The sequence below is a fragment of the Pseudomonas sp. A125 genome (genome assembly GCF_055409485.1).
The window spans coordinates 45,512-56,402 of the sequence record NZ_JBUZVP010000030.1 but is presented as its reverse complement, the minus strand read 5'-3'; the positions used below and the strand labels follow the sequence as shown (position 1 = coordinate 56,402).

Here is a 10,891-nt window from a genome sequence, read left to right as displayed (position 1 = left end):
GATGAGCAAGCGCAAGGTTATTCCACTGTTGGTCTACATCCTGTTCCTGCTGGTGCCTATCTACTGGCTGCTGAACATGTCCTTCAAGAGCAACACCGAAATCCTCGGTGGCCTGACGCTGTTTCCCCAGGATTTTACCTTTGCCAACTACAAGGTGATCTTTACCGACCCAAGCTGGTACACCGGCTACCTCAACTCGCTGTACTACGTCAGCCTCAATACGGTGATTTCCCTGAGTGTGGCACTGCCGGCCGCCTATGCTTTTTCGCGCTACCGCTTCCTGGGCGACAAGCACCTGTTCTTCTGGTTGCTGACCAACCGCATGGCGCCACCGGCAGTGTTTTTGCTGCCGTTCTTCCAGCTGTATTCCTCCATCGGCCTGTTCGATACGCATATCGCCGTGGCCCTGGCCCATTGCCTGTTCAACGTGCCGCTGGCGGTGTGGATTCTCGAAGGCTTCATGTCTGGCGTGCCCAAGGAAATCGACGAAACGGCCTACATCGACGGGTACAGCTTCCCCAAGTTTTTCGTGAAGATCTTTATCCCGCTGATTGGCTCGGGGATCGGCGTGACGGCGTTTTTCTGCTTTATGTTTTCCTGGGTCGAACTGCTGCTGGCCCGCACGCTGACCTCGGTGAACGCCAAGCCGATTGCGGCGGTGATGACTCGTACCGTCTCGGCCTCCGGCATCGACTGGGGCGTGCTCGCAGCGGCGGGGGTGTTGACCATCTTGCCGGGCATGCTGGTGATCTGGTTTGTTCGCAACCACGTGGCCAAGGGCTTTGCCCTGGGCCGGGTCTGAGGAGTCGATGATGGAATGGATGGCCTGGACCACCCCGACTGCACTGTTCTTCGCCGCAATCGGCCTGCTGCTGGTGGGCATGACGACGTGGGAATTACGCTCGCCGAGTATCCCCCGGCGCGGTTTGTTACCGATCAGCACCACCCGTGGTGATCGCTTGTTTATCGGTCTTCTCGGCAGCGCCTACCTGCATTTGTTGGTGATCGGCGTAACCGGCTGGAGCATCTGGGTGGCGTCCGCGCTGTCTCTGGTGTGGCTGTTGTCTGTGATGCGCTGGGGCTAGTTGCCCCTTTTGAACCCCAAAACCAGGAGGTCTCTATGTTCGATAAAAACAATAAGCTGCGACATAGCATTTCATTGGCGGCCGTGCTGGCGCTCTGCGGGCTCAGTGCTGCGGCCTGGGCGGATGCTTATGAAGACGCTGCGAAAAAATGGATCGGCAGTGAGTTCAAGCCGTCTACCCTCACCGAAGCCCAGCAGCTCGAAGAGCTGAAGTGGTTTATCAAGGCCGCGGAGCCGTTTCGTGGGATGAAGATCAACGTGGTGTCGGAAACCCTCACCACCCACGAGTACGAGTCCAAAGTTCTGGCCAAGGCCTTCAGCGAAATCACCGGGATCAAACTGACCCACGACCTGCTGCAGGAAGGCGACGTGGTGGAAAAACTGCAAACCCAAATGCAGTCCGACAAGAACATCTATGACGGTTGGGTCAACGATTCCGACTTGATTGGTACGCACTTTCGCTATGGCAAGACAGAATCCATCACCGACCTGATGGCCAACGAAGGCAAGAACTTCACCTCGCCCACCCTGGACATCAAGGACTTCATCGGTATTTCGTTTACCACCGCGCCGGACGGCAAGATCTACCAGTTGCCCGACCAGCAGTTCGCCAACCTTTACTGGTTTCGCGCCGACTGGTTTGAACGGGCGGACCTGAAAGCCAAGTTCAAGGAAAAGTACGGCTATGAATTGGGCGTGCCGGTGAACTGGTCGGCCTACGAAGACATCGCAAAATTCTTCAGCGAAGACGTCAAGCAGATCGACGGCAAACGCGTCTACGGGCACATGGACTACGGCAAGAAAGACCCGTCCCTGGGCTGGCGCTTTACCGATGCCTGGTTCTCCATGGCCGGCGGCGGCGACAAGGGCCTGCCCAACGGCTTGCCGGTGGACGAGTGGGGCATTCGCGTGGAGGACTGCCACCCGGTGGGCTCCAGCGTTACCCGTGGTGGCGACACCAACGGCCCGGCGGCGGTGTATGCCACGCAGAAATACGTGGACTGGATGAAAGCCTACGCGCCACCGGAAGCGGCGGGCATGACCTTCTCCGAATCCGGGCCGGTGCCGTCCCAGGGCAACATCGCCCAGCAGATCTTCTGGTACACCGCGTTTACCGCCGACATGACCAAACCGGGCCTGCCGGTGGTGAACGCCGACGGCACGCCGAAATGGCGCATGGCGCCATCGCCCGTCGGGCCTTACTGGGAAAAGGGCATGAAGAAGGGCTATCAGGACGTAGGTTCCTGGACGTTCCTCAAGTCGACGCCCGAGAAGCAGAAACTTGCGGCCTGGCTATACGCGCAGTTTGTGACCTCCAAAACCGTGTCGTTGAAGAAAACCATCGTGGGTCTGACGCCGATTCGTGAGTCCGACATCAACTCCCAGGCCATGACCGACCTGGCACCGAAACTCGGTGGCCTGGTGGAGTTCTACCGCAGCCCGGCCAGGGTGGAATGGACCCCGACCGGCACCAACGTGCCGGACTATCCACGGTTGGCGCAGTTGTGGTGGAGCCATATTTCGGAAGCAGCCAGCGGCGAGAAAACACCGCAGCAGGCGCTCGATGGTTTGGCCAAGGACCAGGACGCGATCATGACGCGCCTGGAACGCTCCAAGGTGCAGCCGATTTGCGGGCCGAAGATGAACGAGGAACGGGACGCGCAATACTGGTTTGACCAGCCGGGTGCGCCGAAGCCGAAGTTGGCGAATGAGAAGCCGCAGGGTGAGACGGTCAGCTATAACGAGTTGCTGAAGTCGTGGGAGGCGGCGCGCAAGTAATCCAGACGCAGTAGATCAAACTGTGGGAACCCGATTTGTGTGGGAGCCGGGCTTGCCCGCGATGCAGGCACCTCGGTCTGTCAGTCAGACCGCGGTGATGCCATCGCAGGCAAGCCAGCTCCCACATAAGCCCGGTTCCCACTTTGGTTTTATGGGGTTTGTAAAAGTGGCGCTACTTGGGATACAGCGGCGGCAAGCTGGTGCTATCCCCCGCAGGGTCCTGCTCGCGCTCCGCCGTCGGAATCGCTTTCACCGCCCGCCACAGTTCTTCACCCTGCCAATACTGCCCAGTCTCGCTGTAGAGCGCGCCGTTCAACCCGTCCAACGCATCCGATAACGGCACAAACCGCGCCGCCATGTCCGCCAGCGTCTCCGGCTGTTGCCGTGCCCACGCATCCAGCGCCTGGCGCGTGGCTTGCGGGTCATTGGCCTGGCTCGCGCGCTTGAGGTCGTCCAGCAACGTCCGCGGGCTTGGGCCGGTTTGCGCGGCACGCAGGACTGCCGGCTGCCAGCGCGCACGCCACCATAAACCGAAGCCCAGCAGGGTGGTGCAGGCCAGGATCAGGCTGGTCAGTTGCCAGAGCCACAGGCTGTCGTTGTCCGGCGCGGTGACCACGGTCGGGCTGGCGGGAGTGTCTACGATCAGGCTCGGGTTGGTCGCTACCTGCAGGGTGCGGGCCGGCAGGCTGGTGCGTTCCAGATGGTCTTCGTGGGTGTTCCACCACACCACTTCCACCGCCGGCAATTCAAGCGCACCGACGCGGTTGGGCACCAGCGCTTCGCGGTCTTCACGGCTGCCAATCAGGCCGCGGTCGTTGTTCTGGTTGCTCAATACCGGCTGGTCCGGGTAGCGGCGCAGGCCGGGAATGTCGCTCAGTGCCAACGGCGGAAGCTGGGCGCCGGCCAGGCCTTCGGCCTTGAGGGTCAGGCTGCGGGTCAGGGAGTCGCCGACCTGCACGTGATCCGGCTCGGGGTTCCAGCTTTCAGTCAGGGTCAGGCTGCGTGCCGGCAGCCAGGGCGCGTCTGCCGGGTACAGCGCAGGCTTGGCCTTGACGGCCAGAGCCAGTTCCGGTGAGCTGACGTGGATCAGCTTGCCGGGTTTGGAGCCTTGTGGGTTGTTGTCCTGGGCGGGCCGTGGCTCTACCAGCGTGGCGCTGAAAACCTGCGCCGGGATCGTCAACGTACCGCTGTGCTGCGGGTAGATCGCATAGCGGGTTTCGATCACGCCATGGCGAATGCCATTGATGACTTTCTCGTAGGTGCGCGACTCGCCCAGTTGTTCGATGCGTGTATCGGCGAGCTGCAACGGCGTGAGGCTGCTGTCGTCGTACAGCGACACGGAATGGTAGACGCGTACGGTCAGCAGTGCCTGGGCCTGGACGTAGACGCTGTCTTGATCGAGGGTGGTTTCGATAAACACCGGGGCCAATTGGGTCTCGGTGTCCTGGCTGGTGGTTTCTACCACTTGCAGGGTGATGGGCTGGGTCTTGAGTTCACCGATCTGCAACGGCGGAATTACTACAGTGCCGTTCTCCTTGGGCAGCAGGGTGATGATCCAGCGGGTGGTGGCGTGGTTGTCGCCACCCAGGGTGGTGAGCTGGTTGATCTGGCGGGTGCCGCTCACCTCAAACAGCGGGTCCAGGGGCGCCAGGTCCGGTTTGCCGAACAGCGTGACGTCGTTGGACTCGACCGTCAGTTCCACCGTCTCCCCGGAGTTGATGCGGCTGCGGTCGACACTGGCCACCAGGCCGGCCGCCTGGGCCTGGCTGGCCCACAACACGAGGGTGAGAAGAAGGGCGGTGCAGCGGTTCATCGAGTCTTGTCCTGATGTTGTTGCTGTTCGTACCAGAATTTACGTCGCAGCAGTTCGCCGGGGTTGTCCGGGATCTGCCGCAGCCATTGTTCCAGGGCCTGGCGCTGTTCGCCTTCGATCGTGCTGCTGGCGGGGCGCAGGGGCGGCGTCGTGGTTTGCTCATCCCCCAACTCGCTGCCGGGCACCTCGTTGCTGCCGGCGTGTGGCGTGGCGCCGGTTTGGGTGTCGGTGGCGCCGGGCTCGCCCTGGCCTTGGGACGTCTGCTCACCACCGGTGCCGGTCTGGCTGCTGGCGCCCGGTTGCGCAGTCTGGCCGGGTTGCGTGGTTTCGTCATCCTCGTTTTTTGCAGGTTTGTCCGGGTCGGTTTTGTTCGGCGCCTGCTGCATCAGGCGTTCCACCAGGGCTTTGTTCTTCAGCGCCGGTTGCAGGTCTGGCTGGGCCTCCAGGGCCTGTTCGTAGGCGTCTATCGCAGCTTCCAGTTCGCCGCTCCTGGCCAGGGCATTGCCTCGATTGTAGTGGGAATAGGCATCGCTGCCTTCAGCAAAGCGCTTGGCGGCTTCGGCGTAGTTGCCAGCCTCATACAGCGCGACGCCTTGCCATTGCGGGTCTTCGAAACGTTCGGCAGCCTCGGCCGGGCGTTTTTGCTTCAGCAGCAACTGGCCCTGTTGGTCGGGGCGCAGCCACAGGTCCTGAAGCTCGAAGGCGTAGCTGGGCTGCGGCGCGCCCAACAACAGCAACGGCAGGCAGAACAGCCAGCCACGGCGCCCGGCGCAGGCGGCGAGCAACAACAGCGGCAAGAGTAGCCAGTAACCCTGGTCGGCCCAGGTGTCGAGGTGCAGCAGTTGCCCGTCGTTGCGCAGCTTTTGCGGGCCGTCCAGCAGGCCGAGGTGGCGCAGGTCCTTGTCGTCCAGGCGCGCCTGACGATAGAGTCCGCCCATTTCGCTGGCGAAGGCCTTGAGGGTCGGGCTGTCCAGGCGCGGTACAAGGATCGCACCCTGGGCGTCTTTGAGGAATTCGCCGCTTTCCTGGGTCACCGGGGTGCCTTCACGGCTGCCGATGCCGAGGATCGACAAGCTCGGCGCCTGATTGCCTTGCAACAACAGCCGGATGCCCTGGCGTTCCTGCTTGGACAGCGACGAGCCGATCAGCAGCAGCCGCCCCTGGCCGAGGCCGCCGTGCTTGAGCAGGTCCAGGGCTTTTTCCACGGCGAGGTCGGCGCGGTGGCCGGGCTCGGGCATGATCGAGGGGCGCAGGGCTTCCAGCAGGTTATGGCTGGTGGCCAGGTCGTCGGAAAGCGGCACCAGCGTGTGGGCGCTGCCGGCGTAGACCACGATGGCGGTCTGCGCATCGCTGCGGGCCTGGAGCAGGTCGAACAGCTTGCGCCGTGCCTGTTCGAGGCGGCTGGGCGGGGTGTCGGTGGCGAGCATTTCCGGGGTCAGTTCCAGCAACACCACCAGCGGGTCAGCGGGTTTCTGGCTGGGCTGCTCGACGCGCTCCCAGCTTGGGCCGAGCAATGCCAGCACGGCCAGCAACCAGGCGCTGCCGAGCACCACCCACGGCGATTTGCTTTCGCGGCCACTGCCGCCGCTGAGCAGCGCGGCGTGGAAGGCCGGCGGCAGAATCATCTGCCAGCGCCCGGCCCGTTTCTGGCGGTGCCACAGTTGCCACAGCAACCAGCCGAGCAGCGGCAGCAGCAACAGCCACCACGGGCGGAACCAGTGCGGCCACAGGGCGATCATCGACGCCTCCGTAAGCGCAGGCGTTTCAGGCGTTCGCGCCATTCAGGATTGGGTTGCAGGAAACGGCCCTTGCTGGAAAGTTTGTTGAGCAGGCGTTGCAGGGCGTTATCCGGCCAGCGTTCCTGGATCACCAGCAGCATGCTGAGGATCAGCGCCAGCGCCAGTGGCGCACTGTACAGCGCCTGGGCGGGGCGGGCCTGGGTGGGTTGCTGGGCCACGGGTTCCAACTGGTCGAGGGTTTCCTTGATCTTCAGCAGTTCGTTACCGTCGCGGGCTCGGAAGTAGCGGCCCCCGGTGGCCTCGGCAATGGCTTTGAGGGCTGGTTCGTCGAGGTCCAGGCTCGGGTTGACGCCGAGGATGCCCAGGGATCCGGTTTGCTCAGGGTCGGCACCGATGCCGATCGGGTAGATTTTTACGCCTTCTTCCGCGGCCAGGCGCGCGGCGGTCAGCGGGTCGATTTCGCCGGCGTTGTTGGCGCCGTCGGTGACCAGGATCAGCACCCGGCTTTGCGCAGGCCGCTGGCGCAGGCGCTTAAGGGCCAGGCCGATGGCGTCGCCAATCGCGGTATTTTTACCGGCGATACCAATCCGTGCTTCATCCAGCCAGGTGCGCACGGTGCGTCGGTCGAAGGTCAGTGGCGCTTGCAGATAAGCCTGGCTGCCGAACAGGATCAATCCCACGCGGTCGCCCTCGCGGCTCTCCAGGAAATCCCCCAGCAGGTGCTTGACCAGGCTCAGGCGGCTGACGTCTTCGTCTTGCCACTGCATGTCGGGGAAGTCCATCGAGCCGGAGACGTCCACCGCTACCAGCAAGTCGCGGCCGCTGGCAGCAATCGGCAGGGGTTCGCCCAGCCATTCCGGGCGGGCGGCGGCGGTCAACAGCAACAGCCACAGGAACACGAACGGCGCTTGCTGGCGCCAGCCCGGCAGGTTGACCCTCGCGCGACGGCGGGCCAGCCCTTCGAGGTCAGTGAGGAAGCTGACTTTCAGCGCCGGTTCGCCGCTGTCGGCCACCGGCAGGATGAGCCGCAGCAACCATGGCAATGGCAACAGGGCAAAGATCCACGGCCAGGCGAACTCAAACATGTTTGCGAATCCAGGTGTCGACGGCTTGGGTCAGGCCGGCGATGGCCTTGTCGTCGAGTTTGCATTCGGGCTTGTAGGCACCTTCCACCAGCACCATCCAGCGGGTCAGGCCGGCGGCGGGGCAACGGTTGTCGAGGAACGCCAACCATTTGCGGCCATTGAGTGTATGGCTCTGGCTGTAGGGGTAGTCGTTGCGGCACAGGCGTTTGAGCAGGCCGTTGAGTTGTTGCAGCCAGGCACCGGCCGGGGCGCCGTCGTACGGTTTGGGCATCAGCGCCAGCTCCGCAAGGGCGGCGATGCGCAGCGGGTCCAGGGGTTGTTCGGCACGCGTCAACGGGCGCTTGGCCGGCAGGAAGCGGCGCAACCACCACAGGCCCCAGCCCGCCAACGGAATGATCAGCAGCAACAACCACCAGCCCGGTGCGGGCGGCCAGAAGCCGACCACCGGCGGGGCGATCAGGGGTTGCAGTTGGTCGAGGCCGCTCATTGCTTTTTAACCGGGCGTTGCGGGTTCAGGTATTCGCGCAGTTGCTCAACCATTTCACCCTGGGTACTCAAGGGCATCAACAGCACGCGCAGCTTTTGCGCGAGCAATTCCCAGCGCGCGCTGCGGGCCTCGGCCTGGGCCTTGTAGGCTTGGCGCAGGTCGAAGTTCAGGGTGTCCAACTCAAGCTGTGCGCCGCGTTCTGTGAAGCGCAGCAGCCCGGCGGCGGGCAGGGCATGGTCCAGCGGGTCGGACACGGGCAATAGCAGCAGGTCGCAATGCCGCGACAGCAGGCTCAACTGTTGCTCGGCGCCTTCGGTCAGGGCGCGTTCATCGCAGATCACAATCACCAGGCTACCCGGGCGCAGTACTTCCCGGGCGCGGCGCAAGGCCATGCCGAGGGCGTCGGCTTCGGGGCGGCGTTCGGTGTTGAGGCTCTGGTTGACCCGCACCAGCCGGTTGAGCAATTGCAGCAGGCTTTGCTTGCTGCGCCGGGGTTTGATTTCGTAGTGCTCGCTGTCGCCGAACACCAGGCCGCCAACCCGGTCATTGTGGCCGAGCGCCGCCCAACCGATCAGGCTTGCCGCCTGGGCCGCCAGTACCGACTTGAACATCTGCCCCGAGCCGAAAAACAACCGGCAGCTTTGTTCCACCATGATGAAGATCGGCCGTTCGCGCTCTTCATGGAACAGCTTGGTGTGCGGCTCCTGGGTGCGCGCGGTGACGCGCCAGTCGATGGTGCGTACATCGTCGCCGGCCTGATACACCCGCACCTGGTCGAAGTCGACCCCGCGCCCGCGCAGTTTGGAGTGGTGCAGGCCGATCAGCGGGCTGCGCTGGCTCGGCGTGGAAAACAGCTGCACTTCCCGCACGCGATGGCGCATCTCGATCAATTCGCTCAGGGTGATACGGGTTCCATCGCCAGCGTTCATGGGCGTCAAGCGACGGCAACGACGTCGAGAATGCGTTGCACCACGCGGTCCTGGTCGATGCCGGCCGCTTCGGCCTCGAACGACAGAATGATGCGGTGGCGCAGCACGTCGAACAGCACCGCCTGGATGTCTTCCGGGCTGACGAAGTCGCGACCGGCCAGCCAGGCGTGGGCCCGGGCGCAGCGGTCCAGCGCAATCGAGCCACGGGGGCTGGCGCCGTAGGCAATCCACTCGGCCATTTCCGGGTCGAACTTGGCCGGGGTGCGGGTGGCCATGACCAGTTGCACCAGGTATTCCTCTACCGCGTCGGCCATGTACAGGCCGAGGATTTCCTTGCGCGCGGCAAAGATCGCCTGCTGGCTGACCCGGCGCTCGGGCTTGGTCTCGCCGTTGAGCGCCTCGCCACGGGCTTGCTGCAGAATGCGGCGCTCGACGGCGGCATCGGGGAAGCCGATTTTTACGTGCATCAGGAAGCGGTCGAGTTGGGCTTCGGGCAGCGGGTAGGTGCCTTCCTGCTCGATTGGGTTTTGCGTGGCCATCACCAGAAACAGTGGCGACAGCTCGTAAGTGCTGCGCCCTACACTGACTTGGCGTTCGGCCATGGCTTCGAGCAATGCGGATTGCACCTTGGCCGGGGCGCGGTTGATTTCGTCCGCCAGCACCAGGTTGTGGAAGATCGGGCCTTGCTGGAACACGAAGCTGCCGGTTTCCGGGCGATAGATCTCGGTGCCGGTGATGTCGGCAGGCAGCAGGTCGGGGGTGAACTGGATGCGATGGAACTGTGCTTCGATCCCTTCGGCAAGCTCCTTGATGGCCTTGGTCTTGGCCAGGCCGGGAGCGCCTTCAACCAGCATGTGGCCATCGGCAAGCAGGGCAATGAGCAAGCGCTCGATGAGTTTTTCCTGGCCGAGAATCTGCGTTGAAAGAAAGGTTCGCAGCGCAAGCAGCGCTTCACGATGTTCCATCGGTGACGGTTCCTGGAGAGGTGAGACTGGGCGTTGTGAAAAATGCCAAGCCTGGGGGCGTTACTTTAATGCATCGCAGGGGCTGACGACTAACGGCGCGGGGGGTATTTTTTGGGAAATGTGGGAAATATCCGAGGTTTTTGCCGGCTGGCACTTACCTTTGTGGTCTTTGTGGCGAGGGAGCTTGCTCCCGCTCGGCTGCGCAGCAGCCCCAACAAGGCTGCCAAGTTTTTCCAGGCAGAGCGCAGTCGGCTGGTTTGGGGCCGCTTCGCAGCCCAGCGGGAGCAAGCTCCCTCACCACATTGATAGATTTTGGCGGCTAGATCCGGATATAGGTTCCGGTGCCCTTGAGAATGTTCTGCAGGGTTTCTTCCACTTCGGCCAGGTCCGACTCGGCGGTGCCGTGGGTGATTTCCAGATGGTCGTTGCCACCCAGCGCATCGGCGTCCGCCGCACCAATCTCCACGAGCAAAGTCGTGGCGCCCAGAGTGATCTTGAGCCCGTCCAGGGTCGACGGCTCGTAATCCCAGGTGATTTCCACCTCGTCCTCATCCGGATAACGGCTGACCATGAACATCTCGCCCTTGTCACCGTGGCAGCAGAGCATGGCCATGTTGTCTTCTTCGTCATCGCACGGGTTGACGATCAGGTGGGCGGTGGTGAGTTGCAATGGCATGGTTAATCCTGTCTGGGGGAGGGCGAAGCAGGGCAATTGTGCCATCGCGGCGAATTTTGTGCTGCATCGTGTGTCAGACCTTATGGCATGACCTGGCGGGCTGTATCGGTCATTTCTGGTACTCGGCGCCCCGGGATTTGTCTGAAAACACCCGGTTGCCCAAGTCGCAACCCGCCAGCAGCGTGCCGATGACCGAATATGTCGCAGCGTCGCAAGCAGCCTGCTTCCTACACTCGTTAAGCTGCGCAACGGATGCGCCTCTGCCGGGAGTCTGACCTGCCCGTCGTACCGTCACCTGGCAAGGTGCGCGTCTTATGGAAGTTGAATGTGACCT

10 protein-coding genes are annotated in these 10,891 nt (G+C 63.1%); 3 read left to right on the top strand and 7 right to left on the bottom strand.

From position 1 onward, the window contains the following. The first annotated feature begins 1 nt into the window (after window position 1). From ACZRN6_RS29635 to ACZRN6_RS29625, 3 genes are read left to right on the top strand one after another with little or no spacing between them, the layout of a single operon-like run. Complete coding sequence (locus ACZRN6_RS29635) at window positions 2–802, top strand: carbohydrate ABC transporter permease (RefSeq protein WP_008433050.1); 801 nt, start codon at window positions 2–4, stop codon at window positions 800–802. A 10-nt stretch (window positions 803–812) separates the two neighbouring features. Continuing rightward, window positions 813–1,085: a DUF2160 domain-containing protein gene (locus ACZRN6_RS29630; RefSeq protein ID WP_010173082.1), complete on the top strand. Its 273-nt coding sequence runs from the start codon at window positions 813–815 to the stop codon at window positions 1,083–1,085. A gap of 35 nt (window positions 1,086–1,120) precedes the next feature. Continuing rightward, on the top strand, window positions 1,121–2,863 hold the full coding sequence (locus ACZRN6_RS29625) for an ABC transporter substrate-binding protein (RefSeq protein ID WP_464009502.1): 1,743 nt from the start codon (window positions 1,121–1,123) through the stop codon (window positions 2,861–2,863). Window positions 2,864–3,035: 172 nt separating this feature from the next. On the opposite strand, the gene ACZRN6_RS29620 is transcribed toward ACZRN6_RS29625, so the two are convergent. The 7 genes from ACZRN6_RS29620 to ACZRN6_RS29590 form a co-directional block, all read right to left on the bottom strand. Beyond that, a complete protein-coding gene (locus tag ACZRN6_RS29620) occupies window positions 3,036–4,676 on the bottom strand; it encodes a BatD family protein (protein WP_464009501.1) in 1,641 nt (546 codons plus the stop codon). Continuing rightward, complete coding sequence (locus ACZRN6_RS29615; RefSeq protein WP_464009500.1) at window positions 4,673–6,415, bottom strand: tetratricopeptide repeat protein; 1,743 nt, start codon at window positions 6,413–6,415, stop codon at window positions 4,673–4,675. The genes ACZRN6_RS29620 and ACZRN6_RS29615 overlap by 4 nt, the downstream gene beginning before the upstream one ends. After that, window positions 6,412–7,500: a vWA domain-containing protein gene (locus tag ACZRN6_RS29610; protein ID WP_322145639.1), complete on the bottom strand. Its 1,089-nt coding sequence runs from the start codon at window positions 7,498–7,500 to the stop codon at window positions 6,412–6,414. Before ACZRN6_RS29610 ends, ACZRN6_RS29615 begins: the two co-directional genes overlap by 4 nt. Beyond that, on the bottom strand, window positions 7,493–7,987 hold the full coding sequence (locus ACZRN6_RS29605; protein WP_464009499.1) for a DUF4381 domain-containing protein: 495 nt from the start codon (window positions 7,985–7,987) through the stop codon (window positions 7,493–7,495). The genes ACZRN6_RS29610 and ACZRN6_RS29605 overlap by 8 nt, the downstream gene beginning before the upstream one ends. Continuing rightward, window positions 7,984–8,916, bottom strand: coding sequence for a DUF58 domain-containing protein (locus ACZRN6_RS29600; protein ID WP_322145637.1), 933 nt, complete (start codon window positions 8,914–8,916; stop codon window positions 7,984–7,986). Before ACZRN6_RS29600 ends, ACZRN6_RS29605 begins: the two co-directional genes overlap by 4 nt. Before the next feature lie 5 nt (window positions 8,917–8,921). Next, window positions 8,922–9,881 carry an AAA family ATPase gene (locus ACZRN6_RS29595; RefSeq protein WP_003218556.1) on the bottom strand — a complete coding sequence of 320 codons (960 nt, stop codon included), beginning with the start codon at window positions 9,879–9,881 and terminating at the stop codon, window positions 8,922–8,924. Between the two features lie 319 nt (window positions 9,882–10,200). Then, window positions 10,201–10,557: a hypothetical protein gene (locus tag ACZRN6_RS29590; RefSeq protein ID WP_322145636.1), complete on the bottom strand. Its 357-nt coding sequence runs from the start codon at window positions 10,555–10,557 to the stop codon at window positions 10,201–10,203. Between the last annotated feature and the right edge of the window lie 334 nt (window positions 10,558–10,891).

Excerpts from the sequence above, each read along its gene's own strand:
- ACZRN6_RS29630 (WP_010173082.1), top strand. The coding sequence starts at position 813 with ATGGAATGGATGGCCTGGACCACCCCGACTGCACTGTTCTTCGCCGCA.
- ACZRN6_RS29615 (WP_464009500.1), bottom strand. The coding sequence starts at position 6,415 with ATGATCGCCCTGTGGCCGCACTGGTTCCGCCCGTGGTGGCTGTTGCTG.
- ACZRN6_RS29635 (WP_008433050.1), top strand. The coding sequence starts at position 2 with ATGAGCAAGCGCAAGGTTATTCCACTGTTGGTCTACATCCTGTTCCTG.
- ACZRN6_RS29620 (WP_464009501.1), bottom strand. The coding sequence starts at position 4,676 with ATGAACCGCTGCACCGCCCTTCTTCTCACCCTCGTGTTGTGGGCCAGC.
- ACZRN6_RS29600 (WP_322145637.1), bottom strand. The coding sequence starts at position 8,916 with ATGAACGCTGGCGATGGAACCCGTATCACCCTGAGCGAATTGATCGAG.
- ACZRN6_RS29605 (WP_464009499.1), bottom strand. The coding sequence starts at position 7,987 with ATGAGCGGCCTCGACCAACTGCAACCCCTGATCGCCCCGCCGGTGGTC.
- ACZRN6_RS29610 (WP_322145639.1), bottom strand. The coding sequence starts at position 7,500 with ATGTTTGAGTTCGCCTGGCCGTGGATCTTTGCCCTGTTGCCATTGCCA.
- ACZRN6_RS29595 (WP_003218556.1), bottom strand. The coding sequence starts at position 9,881 with ATGGAACATCGTGAAGCGCTGCTTGCGCTGCGAACCTTTCTTTCAACG.
- ACZRN6_RS29625 (WP_464009502.1), top strand. The coding sequence starts at position 1,121 with ATGTTCGATAAAAACAATAAGCTGCGACATAGCATTTCATTGGCGGCC.
- ACZRN6_RS29590 (WP_322145636.1), bottom strand. The coding sequence starts at position 10,557 with ATGCCATTGCAACTCACCACCGCCCACCTGATCGTCAACCCGTGCGAT.